The following is a 20,389-nucleotide window of genomic DNA, read 5'->3' as shown; positions in this document are numbered from 1 at the left end:
CGTAACAGGGGGATAGATGAACAAGCGGGAACTCGTCGACGCCATCGCTGACCGGGTGGGCGACAAGAAGACGGCCACCGAGGCCGTGAACGCGATTATCGACGCCGTCCAGAAGGCTGTGGCGAGCGGCGACAAGGTCTCGATCACGGGCTTCGGCGCGTTCGAGATGGTTCACAAGCCTGCGCGCACGGCCAGGAACCCGTCGACCGGTGCGGAGATCAAGGTCGTCGAGAGCTGGGCGCCCAAGTTCCGTCCCGGCTCCGACTTCAAGGAGCTGGTGAACGCCGGCGGCAAGAAGGCGGCGAAGAAGAAGTAGTAGTCACTTCTGCGTGATGGCCCGGGTCCCGCTTGGAGCGGGGCCCGGGCCGTCGCGTTCCCGGTTCTTCAGGGCGTGGGAAACGTCGAGAGCGTGATGAACGTGACCTCGCCGTCGGTCACCGACAGGTTGACGCGCTGGCCGGAGCGCAGCAGCAGGAGCGGCCCGGCGTCGAAGGCGCGGGTCGGGAAGTCGAGGACCGTCCCGTCGTCGAGGAAGACCGTTCCGGAGCGGGTGGCCGGGTCGTAGGTACGCACTGTCGCCTGCACCCGACCAGCGTAAATCGTTTGACCCGGGCGGGCGAGCCCCGGAAGATCGAGCCCCATGCGGCGACGGACGAGTGGAGATTTTCCGAAGTTCGCGGTGGCCAACGCCGTCACCCAGGCCGGGACCCAGGTCACGTTCGTCGCCCTCCCGCTGGCCGCGGTGCTCACCCTGGACGCCGGGTCGTTCCAGCTCGGCCTGCTCACCGCGGCGGAGATGATCGCCTTCCTGCTGGTCGGGCTGCCCGCCGGGGTCTGGGTGGACCGGCTGCGCCGCCGTCCCATCCTGGTGTGGACCGACCTGATCCGCGGCCTCGCGCTGCTGAGCGTCCCGATCGCCGCGTGGCTCGGCGTGCTCTCGCTGGTGCAGCTCTACCTGGTGGCGCTGGTCATCGGCTTCTGCACGGTCTTCTTCGACGTCGCGCACATGAGCTTCCTGCCCGCCGTGGTCGGCAGGGACGGGCTCGAACGCGGCAACAGCGTGCTGGAGGCCACCAGCAGGGTCTCCATGCTGGCGGGGCCGGGTCTCGGCGGGCTGCTCGTGCAGTGGCTGACCGCGCCGGTCGCGCTGCTGGCCGACGCGATCAGCTATCTCGCCTCAGGGGTGCTGCTGTCGCGCGTACGCGCCGAAGAGACGCCCGCGCCACGGCAGGCCGGGCGGCGGCTGCGCAAGGAGGTGGCGGAGGGCATCCGCTACGTCGCCGGTGAGCCGGTCCTGCGCGTGGTGGCCGTGCTCGGCGCGCTGGCACAGCTCGGCAACGGCGTCTGGAACGTCGGCCAGCCCCTCTACCTCATCAGGGAACTGGGCGTCGGCGCCGGGCTCTACGGACTGATGCTGTCCGCGGCGGCCGCCGGAGGGCTGGCCGGCGCCGCCTTCGCCACCCGGATCACCGCCCGCTTCGGCGCCGGGCGCACCATGGCGGGCACCGCGGCCGTCGCCATGCTCCTCTACCTGCCGCTGACGCTGGTGGCGGACGGGTGGCGGCTGGCGTTGTTCCCGGCGTTCATGGTGCCGGCCGGGGCCCTCAGCGTGGTGTTCAACATCACCCAGGTCAGCTACCGCCAGCGCACCACCCCTGAGCACCTGCTCGGCCGGGTCAACGCCAGCATGCGCTTCCTCATGTGGAGCGCGGTGCCGGTGGGCGGGCTGCTCGGCGGGGCGCTGGGGGAGTGGAGCGGCGGGCGCGCGGTGTTCGTGACCGGCGTCCTGCTGGTGGCCGCCGCACACCTGCCCGTGGTCCTGTCCCGCACGATCCGCCACCTCGACACCCCCTGACCCCACACCACGAGGTACGGCCACGCGCCCGGTCACCCCGCGTCGGGCCAGAGGTCGGCGACCACGGTGGCGGTGTGGCGGCCCAGGCCGAGTCGGACGGCGGCGCGCAGGTCGTCCGGTGTGTCCACGTCGCGGCGGACCGAGTCGATGCCCGGCAGCTCCAGTTCCTTGGCGCCTCCGGCCAGGTGCTTGGCCCGTGACTCGCCGCCGAAGCGGGGGGTGAAGGCGACGCCGGGCCGTACGCCGTAGAAGGTGGTGCCGACGTCGAGGGCGTCGGGGACGAACGCCTGGTCGTGGTCGGCCGCCGCGGTCAGGACCGTGGCCAGCTCCGCCGGGCGCAGCGTGGGCAGGTCGGCCTGGAGGGCGCCGACGTGGTGGTGCGGCGCCAGCCGTACGGCATGGGCGGCGCCTGTGCGCAGGGCGGTGTTCAGGCCGCGGTCGGGGTCGTGCACCACCTCGGCGCCGAGGGCGCCGAGCGGACCGGCGGCGGCGGGATCGGCGGTCACCACGACTACCCGCGCCACGAGCGGGCAGGAGAGGGCCGCCGAGACGGTGTCGCAGGCGACCGCGACGGCGAGGCGGGTGCGGTGCGGACCCGTGGCGGCGGCCAGCCGGGTCTTCGCCGCGACCAGCGTCTTCACCGGGATGACCAGTGACCAGCTGATGCTCATAGGCTTAAGTCTCGTGCCTCGACATCCCGCGCGGCCAACCGGGAGACTTGAGACGCATTCCGTACCTGTTGGAGGAGACCATGAGCCGCCCCGTGCGACCATCGCGCTTCTGGGAGACGCTGGCGGTGGTGATCGTGAAGCCGTTGTCGTGGCTCCTGGTGAAGAAGGACTGGCGGCACGGCGAGCGCATCCCGCGGACCGGCGGCATGATCATCGCGACCAACCACCTGTCGTGGACCGACCCGGTGCTCCTCGCCCACTTCCTCTACAACCACGGCCGCTGGCCGGTCATCCTGGCCAAGGCGGGGTTGTTCAAGGTGCCGGGGCTCGGCGCGGCCGTGCGCGGGCTGCTGGCCATCCCCGTCCAGCGGGGCAGCAGCGACGCGGTCAAGTCGCTCAACTACTCGGCGGAACGACTGAAGGACGGCGCGTGCGTGCTCTTCTACCCGGAGGGCACCGTCACCCGCGACCCCGATCTGTGGCCCATGGTCGGCAAGACCGGCGCGGCCCGGCTGGCCCTGGAGAGCGGCGCGCAGGTCATCCCGGTCGCCCACTGGGGGGCCCAGGAACTGCTGCCGTATGGGGAGAAGTGGCCGAAGCCGCTCCCGCGCAAGACCTTCCACGTCTCGGTGGGGCCGCCGGTCGACCTGTCCAAGTACGCCGACCGGCCCGCCCACGCCGACGTGCTGCGCGAGGCCACCGCCGACATCATGGCGGCGATCACCGCTCAGCTCGCCGAGCTGCGCGGCCAGAAGGCTCCGGAAACTCCCTTCGACCCCGCCGGGCGGTGAACGCATGACCAAGACCGCTGTGTTCGGCACCGGATCGTGGGGGACCACGTTCGCCATGATCCTGGCCGAGGCGGGCAACGAGACGGTGCTCTGGGGGCGCAGGCCCGAGCTCGTCGCGGCGATCAACTCGACCGGGGAGAACCCCGACTACCTGCCCGGCATCGCGCTGCCCCGCGCGCTGCGGGCCACGGACTCGGCGGCCGAGGCGCTGGACGGGGCCGACTTCGTGGTGCTGGCCGTACCGTCGCAGACGTTGCGCGGGAACCTGGGCGCCTGGCGCGAGCACATCCCGGACGACGCGGTGCTGGTCAGCCTGATGAAGGGCATCGAGCTCGGTACCACCAAGCGGATGAGCGAGGTGATCCGCGAGGTCGCGGGCGTGCCGGAGGAGCGCGTGGCGGTCGTCTCCGGGCCCAACCTGGCCAAGGAGATCGCCCAGCGCCAGCCCGCCGCGACCGTCGTGGCCTGCACCGACGAGGCCGTGGCCAAGAGGCTGCAGGACGCCTGCCACCTGCCGCCGTGGTTTCGCCCCTACACCAACCTCGACGTCGTGGGCGTGGAGCTGGGCGGCGCGGTCAAGAACGTGATCGCGCTGGCCGTCGGCGTCGCCGTGGGCATGGGCATGGGCGACAACGTGGCCGCCATGATGATCACCCGCGGGCTGGCCGAGATCTCCCGGCTCGGCGCGGCGCTCGGCGCCGACCCCCACACCTTCTCCGGCCTGGCCGGCATGGGCGACCTGGTCGCCACGTGCACGTCGCCGCTGTCGCGCAACCGCACGTTCGGCGAGAACCTCGGGCGCGGCATGACGCTCGAAGAGGTGATCGCCGCGACGCGCCAGACCGCGGAGGGCGTCAAGTCCTGCGAGTCGGTGCTGGAGCTGGCGCGCAAACACGACGTCGAGATGCCGATCACCGAGGTCGTCGTGGGTGTCGTGCACGACGGCGTGTCGCCCGGGGAGGCGGGGATGTTGCTGATGTCGCGCTCGCCCAAACCCGAGCGTTACGGCGTCTGACCGGCTGTCTCCGGTAGATTCGGACACCATGAGCAAGCCACGCGTCGCCGTCGTATTCGGAGGTCGCAATTCCGAGCACGCCGTCTCCCTGATGGGGGCGGGCAGTGTTCTGGACGCGATCGACAGGACCAAGTACGAAGTGATCCCGATCGGGATCGCCCAGGACGGCAGGTGGGTGCTCGCCGCCGGCAGCCAGCGCTTCGCCATCGAGGAGGGCGAGCTGCCCGTGGTCGACACCTCGGGAGCGGCGCTGGCCCTGCCGGCCGACGGCGGTTCGCTGGTGGCCTACGACCCCGGCAGCATTCCGGTGGAGCTGGGCGCGGTGGACGTGGTCTTCCCCGTCATGCACGGCCCGTTCGCCGAGGACGGCACGATCCAGGGCCTGCTGGAGATGGCCGGGGTGCGGTACGTGGGGTCCGGGGTGCTGGCCAGCGCGGTCGGCATGGACAAGGCGTACATGAAGACGGTCATGGCCGCCGCGGGGCTGCCCGTCGGCCGCTACGTGGTCGTGCGCGAGCGCGACTGGCGCCTCGACCGCGACCGGGTGCTCAAGGAGGCCGAGGAACTCGGCTGGCCGGTGTTCGTCAAGCCCGCCAGGGCCGGCTCCTCCCAGGGCATCTCCAAGGCCGAGGACCGCGCCTCGCTGGAGGCGGCCGTCGAGGCCGCCCGCGCGCACGACCCCAAGGTGCTCATCGAGGCCGCGATCGTCGGGCGCGAGATCGAGTGCGCGGTGCTGGAGTCGCTGGGCGACGACCCTCCCGCCGCCTCACGGCCGGGGGAGGTGCAGGTCGAGGGCGGCCAGGAGTTCTTCGACTTCGAGGCCAAGTACTACCCCGACCAGATGTCGCTGACCGTGCCCGCCGACATCCCCGCCGAGGTGGCCGAGGAACTGCGCGCCATGGCCGTGCGCGCGTTCGAGACGCTGGAGTGCGAGGGCCTGGCGCGGGTCGACTTCTTCTACACGGCCGAGGGCAAGCTGATCTTCAACGAGATCAACACGATGCCGGGCTTCACCTCGCTGTCGGTGGCGCCGCAGCTCTGGGCCGCCTCCGGGCTCGACTACCCGGCGCTCGTGGACCGGCTGGTGCAGCTGGCGCTGAGCCGTTCACCCGGTCTTCGCTGAGGTGACCTTGCCGATCGCCCCGGAGAGCTCCGCGAGGACCTCCGCGGCGACGTGCCCCGCCGCGATCGTGGCCTCGACGTAGGCCACGTCGGTGATCGCGGTGAACAACGTGCTGCGGTCCGGGTCGGCGAACCAGCCGACCCCGTCGATCTCCTGCAACTGGTCGGTCGGCGCCATCCTGGCCGGCCGTCCGACGCCGCAGCGCACCGCGATCTCGCCCTCGCCCCACACCGCCACGTAGGGCGACTCGGGCGTGGAGGCCGTGCGCTGCGCGCCGTCCAGGGTCTGGGGCAGCAGCGGGCCGAGCTCCGCGCACGCCGTGGCCGCCGCACCCTGTGGCGCGGGCGGTTCCACCTGTACGGCGCCGCCGCATCCGGCGATGAGGAGCAGGACGAGGAGGACGGCGGCGGCGCGCATGACGGGAAAGCCTTCTGTATCTAGATGTGGACGATCGGGCACGTCAGCGTACGCGTGATGCCCTCCACCGCCTGAATCTGGGCCACGACCAGCTTGCCGAGCTCATCGACGTTGCGGGCTTCCGCACGCACGATCACGTCGTATGGGCCGGTCACGTCCTCGGCCTGCGTGACACCGGGGATGCCGGCGATCTCGCGGGCCACGGTCGCGGCCTTGCCCACTTCGGTCTGAATAAGGATGTAGGCCTGCACCATGACGTCCTCCCGGGCGAATTGGATCAGCGCCGAAGGGCCACCGTACCCTTTCCCGGCCGGTGTGCGGGAGTGTGGCCGGTCGCCCGGGTTCGCACCTGCGTGACCCGGCGTGTCCTGCGTGTGTTTCAGCATACGTAGGCACCCTGGCGGGCAGGTGGAGCAGGCCTCCACATACCGTGTTTGCACAGGAGGTGCACCATTAGAGTCGGAAATTTCGGTGAGTTTAGGGTTATATCCCGAATCTCCGGACAGTTGCCTCAGGGGCCCGGCGTACTGCTCGGCCCCGGAGACGACGCGGCCGTCGTCACCGCGCCCGACGGCCGGGTCGTCGTGTCCACCGACCTCCTGGTCGAGGGACGCCACTTCCGCCGCGACTGGTCCTCCGGCTACGACGTGGGCCGCAAGGCCGCCGCCCAGAACCTCGCCGACATCGCCGCCATGGGCGCCACCCCCACCTCCCTCGTCGTCGCCCTCGGCATGCCCGCCGACCTGCCCATGTCCTGGCTCGACCAGCTCACGCTGGGCATCCGCGACGAGTGCGCGCTGGTGGGCGCGTCCGTGGTGGGCGGCGACCTGGCCCGCTCCGAGTCCCTCGTCCTGGGCGTGACCGCCCTGGGCAACCTCTCCGGCCAGGCCCCCGTCACCCGCTCGGGCGCCCGCCCGGGTCACGTGGTGGCGGTGGCCGGCCGCCTGGGCCACGCCGCCGCCGGCCTGGCCCTCCTCCAATCCGCCCCCACATCCCCGTCCACCACACCCCCGTCCACCACACCCCCGTCCACCACACCCCCGTCCACCACACCCCCGGCCGCCACGGCCCCGGAGCACCCTCACACCGCCTCCGACCACCCCACCGACCTGTCCCGCCCCGCCTCAGCCGCTCCCGACCCCCTTCCCGCCCCTGGAACCCCTGGCCCAGCCGCCAGCCCCACGCCGCCCGGCTCCACACCCACAGACTCCGGCCCGGACTCCCCGTCCCAGAGCGCCACCTCCACGGCCCCCGTGCCCATAGACCCGGCTGGCCCCGCTGCCACGCCCTCAGCTTCCGTGGGTCCCCCTTCCACGGGTGGCTCTGGGGGGCGTGAGACCGGGTCTGGGTGGGCTGGGTTGTTGCTGGAGGCGGTGGAGGGGCATCGGCGGCCCCGCCCGCCGTACCAGAGCGGGCCTGAGGCGGCGCGGCTCGGGGCGAGCGCGATGATGGACGTCAGCGACGGACTCCTCCAGGACCTCGGGCACATCGCGAAGGCGAGCGGGGTGCGGATCGTGCTGGATCCGGCGGCGTTCGCGGTGGACGAGCCGGTGCTTGCCGCCGCCAAGGAGCTCGGGGCCGACCCGCTCGACTGGGTGCTGGCGGGGGGTGAGGACCACGCGCTGGTGGCCGTGTTCCCCCCAGAGGTACGGCTGCCGCCCGACTGGCGGATCGTGGGCCGGATCGAGACGGGCGAGGGCGTCACGGTTACAGGGCGTGACGATGGACCACGGGGTTGGGACCACTTCAAGGGATGACTTGTCCCGATTTACGTAAAATTTTCAGGGGATGAGTGGTGACTCCCGTGAAAGCTGTGACAAAGGCGTAGTAAAGGTGTTATGAAGATTGGCGGCCACTGTAACCGGCAGAAAGGGCAGCCATGGGCCGCCACGGCACAGGTGGATCCGATGACGGCAGTGATTGGGGGATGAGCAGGCCGGACGACTCACAGGAGGAGGACTTCAGGTCCACCACCGATCCAGCCGCCGCCTGGTCAGCAGCCCCGGATCCTTCGGCCACCAGTTCCTTCTTCGCCGTCGACGACCAGGAGCCGGGCTGGCCCGCGCCTCCGGACCAGCTCGAGGTGACCGGCCAATGGTCCCCCCACCCCACCCCCGGCACCCCACCACCCCACCCCGGCCACCCCACCCAGGGCCACCCTGGACCGGCCGACAGCCCCCCTAACACGGGCCCCATCACGGGACACCCGGGCACAGGCCCCGCCGCTGGACACGCGGGCGCTGGGCCCATGGCAGGGCACGCGAGCATGGGCGACCCCAGGCAGGGGCACCCTCGGCCGGTTGACGGACCCCCTCACGCGGGCCCCATGACGGGACACCCGGGCACAGGCCCCATCCCGGGCCACGTGGGCATGGGCGACCCCAGGCAGGGGCGCCCCGGATCGGTCGACGGGCCTCCTCACACGGGCCCCACGGCTGGGCCGGTGATTGGGGCGTCTGGGGCGGATCCGTTCGAGACGACCGGGGCCTTCACTCGTCCCGACACCTTCGACGGCTTCAAGGGCGCGGCGCCCGGCCCGGCGGGGCGTACCCCCGAGCCGTTCGAGACCACCGGGGCCTTCGCGCCGCCACCCCAGCCGTCCAACCCCGGCCCAGGGAACAGCGGACCTTTCGATCGGTCGGTAGGTGGGGCCTTTGAGCGGCCCAACGACGAGACCCAGCGTTTCGGGGCCGACGGCGCGACGGCCGCCTTCCCAGCCGACCCGTTCGCGGACCACGGAGGCCGAGCGCCCTCCGACCCGTTCGCGGCCCAGGGGCCTGGCGCGGGGTCCGATCCGTTCGCGGCTCAAGGGCCTGGCACGGGGTCGGATCCGTTCGCGGCACAAGGACGCGGAGCGCCCTCCGATCCGTTCGCGGCTCAAGGGCCGAGTGCGGGGTCGGATCAGTTTGGGGCCCAAGGGCGGGGGGCGGCTTCGGATCCGTTCGCGGCCCAAGGGCAGGATGGTGAGGCGACCGCTCAGCACACCGCCGCCCACCCCTGGGACGCGGGCCTGCCGCCCGAACCCGGTGATATCAAGGTGGCCGGTTCGCCCACCGTCGTCTCCCCGATGCCCGCCTGGGCCGAGAGCAACGACGGCTTCCTGGCCTCCGGCTGGTCGGCGGAAGGCGCGGACGAACCCCAGGGCAAGAGCAAGCGCGGCCGCCGAAAATCCGCGCCCCGAGGCGACGAACTGGCCGGCGCGCAGACCGGTGGCAGGGCCCGGGTGGCGTTGTTGTCGGTGGCGGCCGTGGCCGTGGTTCTCGGCGGTACGGTGGCCGGCGTCAAGATGATGGGCGCCTCCGCCGAGTGCAAGCAGGGCAGTTGTGCGGCCGTCCAGCAGTCGGGGAACAACGGCCAGCCCGCTCCGTCCGTCAGCGATCCGGGTCCCGGCGAGGGGGAACCGGACGAGGAGGCGGTGGAGGAAGAGCCGGAGGAGGCGACGCCTTCGGAGTCGAAGCGGCCGACGCCGACCTACAGCGCGCGGGCGCCCCGCCGTACGCCGACTCCCAAGCCCAGCCCGACCAGGACCAAGCAGCGGCCGACCACGCAGCCCACCGAGGAAGAGGAGCCCACGCCCCAGTCCACGGTGACCGAGGAGCCGACGGAGGAGCCGACCAGTACGGCGGAGCCGAGCTCCGGCACCTTCCCGACCGACGCCGGGGTGCCGAACCCGCAGAACACCCAGTCCTCCGGTGTACGGCAGGCCCCGGGCGCCGGCGGTTCGGTGAACGTGAAGTTCGACGTCACGAAACAGGGCTTCACCGGCTACAAGGCGAACGTCGAGGTGGTCAACTCCTCTCCCGAGACCATGGGCAGCCTCACGCTGTCGTTGCCGGTCTCCGGCCGGGTCACGGACGTGGACGGCGCCGGCTGGACCCAGGACGGCCAGTTGCTGATCATCGACGTCTCCCAGTCGCTGGCGACCGGGGCGACGGTGAGCGTGACGTTCACCGCGACCGGCAAGGGGCAGGCGCCGGAGAGCTGCGGGCTGGTCGGCGGTGAGTGCTCGCTCAGCTGAATGATTTGATGGGGGACATGACGGTTGTGACCCCTCCACGCGTCCTGACCGTCGCCGGATCCGACTCCGGCGGCGGTGCGGGCATCCAGGCCGATCTGAAGACCATGCTCGCCCAGGGCGTGCACGGCATGAGCGTCATCGCCGCGGTCACCGCGCAGAACTCCCTGGGCGTCCAGGGCTACTGGGAACTGCCGCCGGAGGCCGTGCGGGCGCAGCTCGACTCCGTGCTGGGCGACATCGGGGCACAGGCCGTCAAGACCGGCATGCTGGCCTCACCGGCGCTGGTCGAGATCGTCGCCGAGGTGCTCGGCGCCTACGACGCGCCCGTGGTGGTGGATCCGGTCGGCGTCTCCAAGCACGGCGACACCCTGCTCGTGCCCGAGGCCGTGGAGTCGCTCAGGTCGCGGCTGCTGCCGGTGGCCACCGTCGTCACGCCCAACCTCTGGGAGGTCGAGCAGCTCACGTCGGTGAAGGTCGAGGACGAGAACGGGCTGCGCCGCGCGGCCGACGCCGTACTCGAGCTGGGGCCCGCCTGGGCGCTCATCAAGGGCGGCCACCTGCCGGGCGAGCCGGTCGACCTGCTGACCGACGGCACCGCGGAGTACCGCTTCCGCGCCCAGCGCCACGACAACCGCCACACCCACGGCACCGGCTGCACGCTGGCCTCCGCCATCGCCTCCCACCTGGCCAGGGGCGCGGAGGTGCCGGACGCGGTGGCCAAGGCGAAGGAGTACGTCACCGGCGCGATCGCGCGCGGCTTCCCGCTCGGCGACGGCATCGGCCCGGTCGACCACGCGTGGGAGTGGCGCGCACGCTAGAACACCACAGAGCCCGGCGCTCTCGAGGTGCGCCGGGCTCTGGGGAAAGTCGCTTTTAGCGGGTGACCTTGCCCGCCTTGATGCACGAGGTGCACACGTTCAGCTTCTTCGGCGTGCCGCCGATGACCGCGCGAACCGTCTGGATGTTGGGGTTCCAACGACGACGGGTACGGCGGTGCGAGTGGGACACGTTGTTGCCGAAGGTCGGCCCCTTGCGGCAGACATCGCAGACGGAAGCCACGGTATCGCTCCTTAAAACAGTCGATGTAGCCCTGTCCGCTGATGCATTCCGGGCGGAGGGCATGCCGGGACAACCGGCTAGCCAGACGAGAATATCTGATCCGCACCAGTGGGCGCGAACTCAGCACTGGACGCCCCGGCGAACGGGGATATTCTCCTCCATTAACGGTAGCGCATTCAGGGAGGTCGGATCGCCCACATGCAGGTCTTGGAGCCACCCGCGGTGCGGCGGTGGTCACGGCTGGCGGCGGACTCGCTGGGCCGGGCCAGAGCGGACATCGACGCGCTCAACGTCTTCCCCGTCGCGGACGGCGACACGGGCACCAACCTGTACCTGACCATGCTGTCGGCGGCCGAGGCGGTCGAGTCGCTGCCCGACGACGTGGACGCGGCCGTGGTCTGGCAGACCCTCTCCTACGGCGCGCTGGTCGGCGCCCGCGGCAACTCCGGCGTCATCGTCAGCCAGGCGCTGCGCGGGCTGGCCGAGGTGCTGAAGGGCGGCTCCGACCTGCGGGCGGCGCTGGTCAGGGCGGCCGAGCTGGCCAGGCAGGCCGTGGCCAGGCCCGTCGAGGGGACCGTGCTCAGCGTGCTCACGGCGGTGGCGGCAGCCGTACACGATCTGGACGGGGACCTCGAAGAGGTCGCCAGGCGGGCGGCGGGGCAGGCGCGGGCGGCGCTCAGGCGCACCCCGGAGCAGCTCGACGTGCTGGCGCGCAGCGGCGTCGTGGACGCGGGCGGGGCCGGGCTGGCGATCATCCTGGAGTCGCTGGAGGCGGTGGTCACCGGCTCCTCCACGTGGCGTTTCGAGGTGCCCGCGCCGACCGGGCGCGTGACGCCGATGGCCGAGGTGGGGGCGGGCTACGAGGTGATGTACCTGCTGGACGCCGAGGACGCGGCGGTGGCGGGGCTGCGCGCCGAGCTCGACGCGATGGGCGACTCGCTGGTCGTGGTCGGCGGCGACGGGCTGTGGAACGTCCACGTGCACGTCGAGGAGGCCGGCCCGGCGATCGAGGCGGCGCTGAAGGCGGGGCGGCCGCACCGGATCAGGGTGACGTACCTGGCCGAGCGCACACACCGGGGCGGCACCGGCAGGGGCGTGGTCGCGGTCGCGGCGGGCGAAGGGATCGCGGCGCTGTTCGAGGAGTGCGGCGCCGTCGTGGTACGCCGCGAGCCCGGCACCAGCCCCGCCCTCCCCGAGATGCTGGCCGCGATCCGCGAGGCGGGCGGCGAGGTCACGGTGCTGCCCAACGACGGCGGCGTGGGCGACGTGGCCGCCGCCGCGGCGGAGATCGCCCGCGAGGACGGCGTCACGGTCAGCGTGCTGCCCACCAAGGCGACCGTGCAGGGGCTGGCGGCGCTGGCCGTCCACGACCCGCTGCGCCGTTTCGACGACGACGTGGTCGCGATGACCGACGCCGCCGGCCACACCCGCCACGGCCACATCACCGTCGCCGACCGCGAGGCCGTGACCAGCGCGGGCCTGTGCCGTCCCGGCGACGTGCTCGGCCTGATCGACGGCGACGTCGTGCACATCGGCGCCACGCTCGACGAGGTCGCCACGCTCGTCGTGGACCGGATGCTGGCGGGCGGCGGCGAGCTCGTCACCCTCGTCACGGGCAAGGACGCTCCGGTACGGCTCGCGCCGCACGTGGAGCACCACCTGTCCAGAACCCGCCCGGACGCCGACCTGGTCGTCTACGAGGGCGGCCAGGGCGGCTACCCGCTGCTCATCGGCGTGGAATGATTCCTGTCGGTCACAAGCGGTAGAACATAGGACCGTGAGTCGATTCGACGAGCCGCTATCGAAGGCGCTCGACCCGAAGACCGCCAAGCTCCTGCACAGCGTGCTCGGCCTGGAGACGGTCGGCGACCTGCTGCGCCACTACCCGCGCCGCTACGCCGAGCGCGGCGAGCTGACCTCGCTCGACATGCTGGAGGTCGACGAGCACGTCACCGTGGTCGGCGAGGTCACCCGCGCCATGCGCAAACCCATGCGCAACCGCGGCGGCACCTGGCTGGAGGTCGAGGTCGTCGACGGCACCGGCAAGAAGATCTACCTGTCGTTCTTCGGCAAGGGCTCCCACGTGGCCGAGTCCCGCCTGAAACCGGGCAGGCGCGGCATGTTCGCCGGGAAGGTCGGGGCGTTCGGCTCCCGCGCCACCCCGCGCTGGCAACTGACCCACCCCGAGTTCGAGCTGTTCGACGAGAGCGAGACCAGCGCCGAGGAGTTCTCGACCGCGCCGGTGCCGATCTACCCGGCGGGCAAGGACCTCACCCCGTGGGCGATCAGGCGCGCGATCGGCATGGTCCTCGACACGCTCGGCCCGCTCGACGACCCGCTGCCCGCAGACCTGCGCGCCCGCCACCGCCTGGCCGACCTCGGCGAGGCGCTGGTCGCCATCCACCGTCCCAAGGACTTCGGCGAGATACACAGGGCGCGCGAGCGGCTCAAGTTCGACGAGGCGTTCGTGCTCCAGGCCGTGCTGCTGCAGCGCAGGCAGGCCGCGACCGCGTGGCCGGCCAAGCCGCGTCCGCGCAGCTCGGGCGGCATGCTCGACGACTTCGACGGCCGCCTGCCGTTCGCGCTGACCGAAGGACAGGCCGCCGTGGGCGAGGAGATCGCCGCCGACCTCGCCCTGCCCCACCCGATGCACCGCCTGCTCCAGGGTGAGGTCGGCGCGGGCAAGACGGTGGTGGCCCTGCGCGCGATGCTGCAGGTGGTCGACGCGGGCGGGCAGGCCGTACTGCTGGCGCCCACCGAGGTCCTGGCCCAGCAGCACCACCGCTCGATCACCGCGATGCTCGGCGACCTCGCCGCGGGCGGCATGTTCGGCGGCACCGCGGTGAGCCTGCTCACCGGCTCGATGGGCGCCGCCGCCCGCCGCGCGGCCCTGCTCGACGCGGCCTCCGGTACGGCCGGCATCGTCGTCGGCACGCACGCCCTGCTCCAGGAGCACGTGCAGTTCGCCGACCTGGGCCTGGTCGTCGTCGACGAGCAGCACCGCTTCGGCGTGGAGCAGCGCGACGCCCTGCGCGAGAAGGCGGGAGGCGGCCGCCCCCACGTCCTCGTGATGACCGCCACCCCGATCCCGCGCACGGTCGCCATGACCGTCTTCGGCGACCTGGAGGTCTCGACGCTCTCGCAGCTCCCCTCGGGCCGCGCCCCGATCACCACCCACGTGGTTCCGGCGGCCGAGAAGCCCCACTTCCTGGAACGCACGTGGGAACGCGTGCGGGAGGAGGTCGGCCTGGGCCGCCAGGCGTACATCGTGTGCCCGCGCATCGGCGACCTGGAAGGCGACGAGGGCGACCTGGACGCGGTCACCTCGGACGACGAGCGCCGCCCGCCGCTGGCGGTCCTGGAGGTGGCCGAGATGCTGTCCGAGGGGCCGCTGCACGGCCTGCGCCTGGAGGTGCTGCACGGCAAGCTGCCGCCGGAGGAGAAGGACGCGGTGATGCGCGCCTTCACCCGGGGCGAGGTGGACGTCCTGGTGGCCACCACGGTCATCGAGGTCGGCGTGGACGTGCCCAACTCCTCCGTCATGATCATCATGGACGCCGACCGCTTCGGCGTCTCCCAGCTCCACCAGCTACGCGGCCGGGTGGGCAGAGGTGGCCTCCCTGGCCTGTGCCTCTTGATCTCGGAATTCCCCGAGGGCACCCCGGCCAGGGCCCGCCTGGACGCGGTCGCCTCCACCCTGGACGGCTTCGAACTGTCGAGGGTGGACCTGGAACAACGCCGAGAGGGCGACGTGCTGGGCGCCGCCCAGTCCGGCAAACGCTCGTCGCTGAAGATGCTCCAGTTGCTCAGGGACGAGGACGTCATAGAAACCGCCAGAGCAGAGGCAGCCGCCTTCCTGGAAAAGGACCCGACCCTGACCACCCACGACGGCCTACGCGCCGAGATAGCCCGCCTCCTGGCCGACGAAAAAGCCACCTACCTGGAAAAGACCTAACACCCACACCCCCGGCCAGAACCACCCAACACGTAGGAGACCGCGCGGAGCCCGCCTGAGGCCGCGTGCCTGGTCCGGGCCAAGACCGAGGCGGCGGAGCCCGACGTGAGGGGTGAGCGTCGTATGGCGGTGCCCCAGGGGTTGGCATGGCGCCTCGGCGCCCTCAGGGGTGGTGGTAGCGGTTGGCGGGCCGCCCCCGAGGGTTGTGGGGGCGCCGCGCGGTGGGGTGGTGTGCGGCGGGGCTCGGCGCCTTGGCAGGTGGCCAGGGTGGGGCACGGTGGCTGGTCAAGGTGGGCCGTTGCGGCGAGTGCCACGTCCGACGTGAGAAGCGATCCCCACGATCGGCGGAAACCCGCGACGGCGGGTGGTGGGGGCTTGGCTTGCCGTAACGGAAAGGGATCCGCACGGAGAGAGGACGCACACAAGGTGGGCGCATGAAAAGAGGCCGCACGTCGGCGGCCTGAAAGAAGAGATCCTGACAGAAGAAACGATCAGGCCCAGCGGCGGGGACGGCCTCCCCCCGAATGCCGTCCCCGGCTGGGCCCACCCTCGGGTCAGGTGCCGAGGGATCCGGCGTGCGGAAGGGCTCACGATCACGCCGGTCGGCCTCCATTTGGGTCACCTCGAAGGCCGCAGTCATCATCATGCGGGCCCGCCCGCCCCAAGGGAACGACCCTTGCGCAGACGAGGCCGACACTTGTCCACTCTTGACCTGCGATGACATGGGGAACAATGGCCCTCATGACTCGGATCATCGCGGGGAGCGCGGGTGGGCGGCGGCTGGCGGTTCCGCCGGGGCGCGGGACGCGACCTACCAGCGACAGGGCAAGGGAAGGGATCTTCTCTACCCTCGGTTCACTTCACGAGCTGGACGGGGCGCGGGCGATGGATCTGTTCGCGGGTTCGGGGGCGGTCGGGCTGGAGGCGCTGTCGCGCGGCGCGGCCCACGCGCTGCTGGTGGAGGCGGACGCCAGGGCGGTCAGGACGATCAGGGCGAACGTCCAGGCGCTCGGCCTGGACGGCGCCCGGGTGGTGCAGGACCGGGTGGAGCGGGTGCTGGCCAAACCGGCGGAGGAGCCGTACGACGTGGTGTTCGCCGACCCGCCCTACGCGGTCGGCGACGACGAGGTCCAGGACGTGCTGGCCCGGCTGAGGGACAACGGCTGGCTGGCGGAGGACGCCCTGATCGCGGTTGAACGCGAGAGCAGGGGAAATGCCCTGGTATGGCCGGAAGGCTACGTTGAGGAGAGGGTCCGTCGATATGGCGAAGCGTCCGTTTGGTACGGTCGCGCCTCCAGGGACCCGTAAGCCTGGGAGGGCATCTTGCGGCGCGTTGTCTGCCCGGGGTCGTTCGACCCCATCACCAACGGTCATCTCGACATCATCGGCCGGTCCGCCCGGCTCTACGACGAGGTGACCGTCGCGGTGCTCATCAACATCGAGAAGAGCAGCCTGTTCACGGTCGACGAGCGGATCGACGTTCTGCAGACCGTGACCAAGGAGTATCCCAACGTCAAGGTGCGGAAGTTCCACGGCCTGCTGGTCGACTTCTGCAAGGAGAACGACATCCCGGCCATCGTCAAGGGCATCCGGGTGGTCAGCGACTTCGACTACGAACTGCAGATGGCGCAGCTCAACTACCGCCTGTCCGGGGTGGAGACGCTGTTCATGCCGACCAACCCCGAGTACTCTTTCCTCTCGTCCAGCCGGGTCAAGGAGATCGCCCGCTACGGCGGCGATGTGTCCGGCCTGGTCCCCGATCTGGTGCACAAGCTGCTCATCGAGCGGCTCAGGGGCTGACCGGGGCCTGGTATTCTTTCTATTCGGCCTTGTACGACGGCGATCGTTTCGCCATGCCTAGCGAGAGCAAGGATGACTCAGCACCTCGACCCCCGCTCCCCATGGGTGATCTCCACCCACGACCTGGGCAAGCGGCCGGGCACGATGCTGGAGCGCCGACTTTCGCTTCCGGCACCGGCGGATCTCGGCGTCGACATGATCGGTGTCCCCAAGGACGCCGAAGTCGAGCTGGATCTCCGGTTCGAAGCAGTGATGGAAGGCGTGCTCGTCAGCGGCACGGCGCGGGCCCCGCTGGCCGGGGAGTGCGCCCGCTGTCTCGACCCGATCTCCTCCGAGATCGAGGTCGGTCTGCAGGAGCTGTTCTTCTACTCCGACGAGGACGCCTCGGAGGAGGACTCGCTGCTCGACGGCGAGCTGCTCGACCTCGAGCCGACGTTCCGCGACGCGGCGGTGCTCGCACTGCCGTTGAGCCCCGTGTGCGGTGACGACTGCCAGGGGCTCTGCGTGGAGTGCGGGATCAGGCTGGCCGACGCCGGCCCTGACCACCGGCACGAGAAGATCGACGCCCGCTGGGCGTCGTTGCAAGGTCTGGTTACCGAGAACGATAACGATCAGGAGAAGTGACGTGGCCGTCCCGAAGCGAAAGATGTCGCGGAGCAACACCCGCGCCCGTCGCTCCCAGTGGAAGACGACTGCTGTCGCGCTGGTGAGCTGCCCGCAGTGCCGTTCGCCGAAGCAGCCGCACATCGCCTGCCCGAGCTGCGGCACGTACAACCGCCGTCAGGTCGTCGAGCCGTCTGCCTGATTCGCAGAGTTGACGTGATGCCGACCGGGTGCAATTGTGCCCCGGTCGGCGTTAACGTCTGAGATGCGTGCGGTGGCGGTTCGCCCGCGGCCGTGGTGGACGCCGGGACACACTCCCCGACGCCCACCACGTTTTCGGGCATCTTCCACAGCCATCGCGCCATGTGAAGGTGTCCGAGGAGGAACACGTGGGCGCAGGTCCTAAGCCGGTGGCCGTGGAGGTCGCCAGAGAAGAGCTGGAACGAGTCCTTTCCGCGCGACTCGCTTCCGACATCCTTGAGCGGGCGCTGACGCACCGCTCCTACGCGTACGAGAACGGCGGCCTGCCCACCAACGAGCGCCTGGAGTTCCTGGGCGACTCGGTGCTGGGCCTGGTCGTCACCGACACGCTCTACCGCAACCACCCCGATCTGCCCGAGGGCCAGTTGGCCAAGCTGCGGGCCGCGGTGGTCAACATGCGCGCGCTGGCCGACGTGGCCAGGTCGCTGGGCCTGGGCCGCTTCCTGCGCCTCGGAAGGGGCGAGGAGGGCACCGGCGGGCGCGACAAGTCGTCCATCCTGGCCGACACGCTGGAGGCGCTGATCGGCGCGATCTACGTGGACAAGGGCCTGGAAGAGGCGTTCCGCGTCGTGCACCTGCTGTTCGACCCGCTGATCGTCCGCTCCGCCTCGCTGGGCGCGGGCCTCGACTGGAAGACCTCGCTGCAGGAGCTGACCGCCTCCGAGGCGCTCGGCGTGCCCGAGTACCACGTCGAGGAGAGCGGCCCCGACCACGCCAAGTCGTTCACCGCGGTGGTGCGCGTGGGCGGCGAGTCCTACGGCTCCGGCACCGGCCGCAGCAAGAAGGAAGCCGAGCAGCAGGCGGCGGAGGCGGCCTGGACCAGGATCAGGGCGCGGCGCGAGCAGCGCGAGAGCCAGCCGGCCGGTTAGATGCCCGAACTGCCCGAGGTCGAGGTCGTCCGCCGCGGTCTCGCGGAGTGGGTCACCGGGCGCGAGATCGCCGAGGCCGAGGTGTTCCACCCGCGCGCCGTGCGGCGGCACCTGCCCGGGGCCGACGAGTTCGCCTCGCGGCTGAAGGGCCGCACGTTCGTCTCGGCCGAGCGCCGCGGCAAGTACCTGTGGCTGCCGCTCGGCCCTGGCGACGCGCTCATGGCCCATCTGGGGATGAGCGGCCAGCTCCTCGTGACGCGGCCGGAGTCGCCGCTGGAGAAGCATCTGCGCGTACGGCTGCGCTTCACCGACGGCGGCCCCGACCTGCGATTCGTCGACCAGCGCACGTTCGGCCACGTCATGGTCACGCCGATGGTAGGCGGCGTCCCCGAGCCGATCGCGCACATCGCGCCCGACCCGTTCGAGGACGCCTTCTCCGACGAGGTCTTCGCCCGCAGGCTGCGGGCGAGGAACACCGAGATCAAGCGGGCGCTGCTCGACCAGTCGCTGATCAGCGGCGTCGGCAACATCTACGCCGACGAGGCGCTGTGGCTGGCCAGGCTCCACTGGGCCCGCTCGACCAGGACCCTCACCAGGCCCAAGATCGCCGAGCTGCTGGCCGCGGTGCGCGCGGTCATGAGCTCGGCCCTCGCGCAGGGCGGCACGTCCTTCGACAGCCTCTACGTCAACGTCAACGGCGAGAGCGGCTACTTCGAGCGGTCCCTGGAGGCCTACGGCCGGCGCGACCTGCCGTGCTCGCGGTGCGGCACCCCGATCAGGCGCGACCCGTTCATGAACCGCTCGTCCTACTCCTGCCCGACGTGCCAGCGAAAGCCGCGCTGAGCAGGGCCATCACCGCCGCGAACCACAGCACGGCCGGCAGCGAGACGCCGTCCACGATCCGGCCGCCGACCAGGGCGCCCGCCGCGATGGTGGCGTTGAACACCGACGAGACCCACGCCATACCGGACTCGCCGCCGCCCGCCTTGATCATCCAGAGCTGGCTGGTGACGGAGACGCCGCCGTAGGCCACGCCCCACAGCACGACCAGGGGCAGCGGCTGGCTCATCAGCGGCAGTACGGCGGTGGCCACGGCGATGAGCACGGCCAGCGTGATGATCACCTGCTTGGGTCGCGTGGCGGCGAGGGAGCCGGCCACGAAGTTGCCCACGACGCCGGCCACGCCGTAGGCGAGCAGGGTGAGGCTGATGTCGGCGCCGCTCAGCTCCAGGAAGGGCCGCACATAGGTGTACGCGCCGAAGTGGCCGATCACGACCACCCCGATCACGATCAGCACGGCCCGCATGCCGGGGTCGCGCCAGACGCCGCCCAGGCTCACGGTGCCCTGGGCGGGCAGCGACGGCAGCAGGGCCAGGAGCGCGGCGGTGACGACCAGGGCGAGCAGGGCCATGGCCGCGAACGCCCAGCGCCAGTCGGCCATGGAGGCGATCAGCGTGCCCGTGGGGACGCCGAGCACGGAGGCCACGGAGACACCTCCGGCGATCATGGCGGTGGCCCGGCCCACGGAGCCCGGCGGCACGAGCCGTACGGCGATGCTCGCGGCGAAGGCCCAGTACCCGCCGATGCTCACGCCGGTCACCACCCTGGCCGCCATCAAGACCGTGAAGTCGGGTGCCAGGGCGGCCACCAGGTTGGACACCACCAGCAGCCCCATCAGCCCGGCCAGCAGGAGGCGCCGGTCGAGCCTGCGCACGGTCATGGCCAGCACGGGCGCGGCCGCCGCGGCGACCAGACCGGGCGCCGACATGGTGAGCCCGGCCACGCCGTCGGAGACTCCCATCTCGCCGCTGATCGGCGTCAGCAGCCCGATGGGCATCATCTCGCTGGTCACAACGGTGAAGATGCCGACCGCGGTGGCGGTGATGGCGGGCCAGTAGGCCCGGGTTGGGGCAATCGTCGTCATGGTCCAAGCCTGTGAACGAGCGCGGCCG

The 20,389-nt window shown here is 71.4% G+C and carries 22 protein-coding genes; 16 read left to right on the top strand and 6 right to left on the bottom strand.

Features of this window, described 5'->3' with window-relative positions:
* The first annotated feature begins 16 nt into the window (after positions 1–16).
* Positions 17–316: an HU family DNA-binding protein gene (locus ACIBEJ_RS41310; RefSeq protein ID WP_397188414.1), complete on the top strand. Its 300-nt coding sequence runs from the start codon at positions 17–19 to the stop codon at positions 314–316.
* Between the two features lie 68 nt (positions 317–384).
* On the opposite strand, the gene ACIBEJ_RS41305 is transcribed toward ACIBEJ_RS41310, so the two are convergent.
* Positions 385–585: a hypothetical protein gene (locus tag ACIBEJ_RS41305; RefSeq protein ID WP_397188413.1), complete on the bottom strand. Its 201-nt coding sequence runs from the start codon at positions 583–585 to the stop codon at positions 385–387.
* A 55-nt stretch (positions 586–640) separates the two neighbouring features.
* On the opposite strand from ACIBEJ_RS41305, the gene ACIBEJ_RS41300 reads away from it, so the two are divergent.
* Positions 641–1,855, top strand: a complete 1,215-nt coding sequence (locus tag ACIBEJ_RS41300) for an MFS transporter (RefSeq protein ID WP_397188412.1) — start codon at positions 641–643, stop codon at positions 1,853–1,855.
* 32 nt (positions 1,856–1,887) lie between these two features.
* On the opposite strand, the gene cofC is transcribed toward ACIBEJ_RS41300, so the two are convergent.
* Positions 1,888–2,526, bottom strand: a complete 639-nt coding sequence (cofC, locus tag ACIBEJ_RS41295; protein ID WP_397188411.1) for a 2-phospho-L-lactate guanylyltransferase — start codon at positions 2,524–2,526, stop codon at positions 1,888–1,890.
* 80 nt (positions 2,527–2,606) lie between these two features.
* On the opposite strand from cofC, the gene ACIBEJ_RS41290 reads away from it, so the two are divergent.
* The 3 genes from ACIBEJ_RS41290 to ACIBEJ_RS41280 are packed head-to-tail and all read left to right on the top strand — an operon-like array spanning position 2,607 to position 5,455.
* A complete protein-coding gene (locus ACIBEJ_RS41290) occupies positions 2,607–3,317 on the top strand; it encodes a lysophospholipid acyltransferase family protein (protein ID WP_397188410.1) in 711 nt (236 codons plus the stop codon).
* A 4-nt stretch (positions 3,318–3,321) separates the two neighbouring features.
* A complete protein-coding gene (locus ACIBEJ_RS41285; protein WP_397188409.1) occupies positions 3,322–4,332 on the top strand; it encodes an NAD(P)H-dependent glycerol-3-phosphate dehydrogenase in 1,011 nt (336 codons plus the stop codon).
* A 28-nt stretch (positions 4,333–4,360) separates the two neighbouring features.
* Entirely contained in the window at positions 4,361–5,455 is a 1,095-nt protein-coding gene (locus tag ACIBEJ_RS41280; RefSeq protein ID WP_397188408.1) for a D-alanine--D-alanine ligase family protein, read from the top strand.
* Here the strand turns inward: ACIBEJ_RS41280 and ACIBEJ_RS41275 are convergent.
* Both ACIBEJ_RS41275 and ACIBEJ_RS41270 read right to left on the bottom strand, forming a co-directional pair.
* A complete protein-coding gene (locus tag ACIBEJ_RS41275; protein WP_397188407.1) occupies positions 5,438–5,872 on the bottom strand; it encodes a DUF3515 family protein in 435 nt (144 codons plus the stop codon). The genes ACIBEJ_RS41280 and ACIBEJ_RS41275 overlap by 18 nt on opposite strands.
* 20 nt (positions 5,873–5,892) lie before the next feature.
* The gene (locus ACIBEJ_RS41270; protein WP_184960545.1) at positions 5,893–6,126 is read right to left on the bottom strand and encodes an Lrp/AsnC family transcriptional regulator; all 234 of its coding nucleotides are present in this window, start codon (positions 6,124–6,126) and stop codon (positions 5,893–5,895) included.
* A gap of 252 nt (positions 6,127–6,378) precedes the next feature.
* On the opposite strand from ACIBEJ_RS41270, the gene ACIBEJ_RS41265 reads away from it, so the two are divergent.
* From ACIBEJ_RS41265 to thiD, 3 genes are all read left to right on the top strand, one after another.
* Entirely contained in the window at positions 6,379–7,629 is a 1,251-nt protein-coding gene (locus ACIBEJ_RS41265; RefSeq protein WP_397188406.1) for an AIR synthase related protein, read from the top strand.
* Positions 7,630–8,909: 1,280 nt separating this feature from the next.
* Positions 8,910–9,890 (top strand): cellulose binding domain-containing protein, encoded by a 981-nt coding sequence (locus ACIBEJ_RS41260; RefSeq protein ID WP_397188405.1) that lies wholly within the window; start codon positions 8,910–8,912, stop codon positions 9,888–9,890.
* Positions 9,891–9,898: 8 nt separating this feature from the next.
* Entirely contained in the window at positions 9,899–10,708 is an 810-nt protein-coding gene (gene thiD, locus ACIBEJ_RS41255) for a bifunctional hydroxymethylpyrimidine kinase/phosphomethylpyrimidine kinase (protein WP_397188404.1), read from the top strand.
* A gap of 55 nt (positions 10,709–10,763) precedes the next feature.
* Here the strand turns inward: thiD and rpmB are convergent, their stop codons facing one another.
* Entirely contained in the window at positions 10,764–10,949 is a 186-nt protein-coding gene (gene rpmB, locus ACIBEJ_RS41250) for a 50S ribosomal protein L28 (protein ID WP_049556934.1), read from the bottom strand.
* A gap of 198 nt (positions 10,950–11,147) precedes the next feature.
* Here rpmB and ACIBEJ_RS41245 point away from each other — a divergent pair, with 198 nt between their 5' ends.
* The 8 genes from ACIBEJ_RS41245 to mutM all read left to right on the top strand — a co-directional run bounded on the left by ACIBEJ_RS41245 (position 11,148) and on the right by mutM (position 19,280).
* The gene (locus ACIBEJ_RS41245) at positions 11,148–12,692 is read left to right on the top strand and encodes a DAK2 domain-containing protein (RefSeq protein ID WP_397188403.1); all 1,545 of its coding nucleotides are present in this window, start codon (positions 11,148–11,150) and stop codon (positions 12,690–12,692) included.
* Positions 12,693–12,726: 34 nt separating this feature from the next.
* Positions 12,727–14,904: an ATP-dependent DNA helicase RecG gene (gene recG, locus ACIBEJ_RS41240; RefSeq protein ID WP_397188402.1), complete on the top strand. Its 2,178-nt coding sequence runs from the start codon at positions 12,727–12,729 to the stop codon at positions 14,902–14,904.
* A gap of 741 nt (positions 14,905–15,645) precedes the next feature.
* Complete coding sequence (rsmD, locus tag ACIBEJ_RS41235) at positions 15,646–16,212, top strand: 16S rRNA (guanine(966)-N(2))-methyltransferase RsmD (RefSeq protein ID WP_397188401.1); 567 nt, start codon at positions 15,646–15,648, stop codon at positions 16,210–16,212.
* A 15-nt stretch (positions 16,213–16,227) separates the two neighbouring features.
* Positions 16,228–16,704 (top strand): pantetheine-phosphate adenylyltransferase, encoded by a 477-nt coding sequence (gene coaD / locus ACIBEJ_RS41230; RefSeq protein WP_379612477.1) that lies wholly within the window; start codon positions 16,228–16,230, stop codon positions 16,702–16,704.
* Positions 16,705–16,809: 105 nt separating this feature from the next.
* Positions 16,810–17,328 (top strand): YceD family protein, encoded by a 519-nt coding sequence (locus ACIBEJ_RS41225; protein ID WP_397188400.1) that lies wholly within the window; start codon positions 16,810–16,812, stop codon positions 17,326–17,328.
* Position 17,329: 1 nt separating this feature from the next.
* Complete coding sequence (gene rpmF, locus ACIBEJ_RS41220; RefSeq protein ID WP_184960388.1) at positions 17,330–17,509, top strand: 50S ribosomal protein L32; 180 nt, start codon at positions 17,330–17,332, stop codon at positions 17,507–17,509.
* A gap of 208 nt (positions 17,510–17,717) precedes the next feature.
* Positions 17,718–18,437, top strand: coding sequence for a ribonuclease III (gene rnc, locus ACIBEJ_RS41215; protein ID WP_397188649.1), 720 nt, complete (start codon positions 17,718–17,720; stop codon positions 18,435–18,437).
* On the top strand, positions 18,438–19,280 hold the full coding sequence (mutM, locus tag ACIBEJ_RS41210; RefSeq protein ID WP_397188399.1) for a bifunctional DNA-formamidopyrimidine glycosylase/DNA-(apurinic or apyrimidinic site) lyase: 843 nt from the start codon (positions 18,438–18,440) through the stop codon (positions 19,278–19,280).
* Here the strand turns inward: mutM and ACIBEJ_RS41205 are convergent.
* Positions 19,228–20,361: an MFS transporter gene (locus ACIBEJ_RS41205; RefSeq protein WP_397188398.1), complete on the bottom strand. Its 1,134-nt coding sequence runs from the start codon at positions 20,359–20,361 to the stop codon at positions 19,228–19,230. The genes mutM and ACIBEJ_RS41205 overlap by 53 nt on opposite strands.
* Between the last annotated feature and the right edge of the window lie 28 nt (positions 20,362–20,389).

The sequence above is a fragment of the Nonomuraea sp. NPDC050790 genome (assembly GCF_044456745.1).
In the GTDB taxonomy this organism is placed as follows: Bacteria; Actinomycetota; Actinomycetes; order Streptosporangiales; family Streptosporangiaceae; genus Nonomuraea.
The sequence above is the reverse complement of the archived record's forward strand: the minus strand, read 5'-3'. Positions and strand labels throughout refer to the sequence as shown.

Excerpts from the sequence above, each read along its gene's own strand:
- ACIBEJ_RS41280 (WP_397188408.1), top strand. The coding sequence starts at position 4,361 with ATGAGCAAGCCACGCGTCGCCGTCGTATTCGGAGGTCGCAATTCCGAG.
- ACIBEJ_RS41285 (WP_397188409.1), top strand. The coding sequence starts at position 3,322 with ATGACCAAGACCGCTGTGTTCGGCACCGGATCGTGGGGGACCACGTTC.
- ACIBEJ_RS41270 (WP_184960545.1), bottom strand. The coding sequence starts at position 6,126 with ATGGTGCAGGCCTACATCCTTATTCAGACCGAAGTGGGCAAGGCCGCG.
- thiD (WP_397188404.1), top strand. The coding sequence starts at position 9,899 with ATGGGGGACATGACGGTTGTGACCCCTCCACGCGTCCTGACCGTCGCC.
- ACIBEJ_RS41245 (WP_397188403.1), top strand. The coding sequence starts at position 11,148 with ATGCAGGTCTTGGAGCCACCCGCGGTGCGGCGGTGGTCACGGCTGGCG.
- ACIBEJ_RS41290 (WP_397188410.1), top strand. The coding sequence starts at position 2,607 with ATGAGCCGCCCCGTGCGACCATCGCGCTTCTGGGAGACGCTGGCGGTG.
- cofC (WP_397188411.1), bottom strand. The coding sequence starts at position 2,526 with ATGAGCATCAGCTGGTCACTGGTCATCCCGGTGAAGACGCTGGTCGCG.
- mutM (WP_397188399.1), top strand. The coding sequence starts at position 18,438 with ATGCCCGAACTGCCCGAGGTCGAGGTCGTCCGCCGCGGTCTCGCGGAG.
- ACIBEJ_RS41275 (WP_397188407.1), bottom strand. The coding sequence starts at position 5,872 with ATGCGCGCCGCCGCCGTCCTCCTCGTCCTGCTCCTCATCGCCGGATGC.
- ACIBEJ_RS41310 (WP_397188414.1), top strand. The coding sequence starts at position 17 with ATGAACAAGCGGGAACTCGTCGACGCCATCGCTGACCGGGTGGGCGAC.
- ACIBEJ_RS41205 (WP_397188398.1), bottom strand. The coding sequence starts at position 20,361 with ATGACGACGATTGCCCCAACCCGGGCCTACTGGCCCGCCATCACCGCC.
- rsmD (WP_397188401.1), top strand. The coding sequence starts at position 15,646 with ATGACTCGGATCATCGCGGGGAGCGCGGGTGGGCGGCGGCTGGCGGTT.
- ACIBEJ_RS41300 (WP_397188412.1), top strand. The coding sequence starts at position 641 with ATGCGGCGACGGACGAGTGGAGATTTTCCGAAGTTCGCGGTGGCCAAC.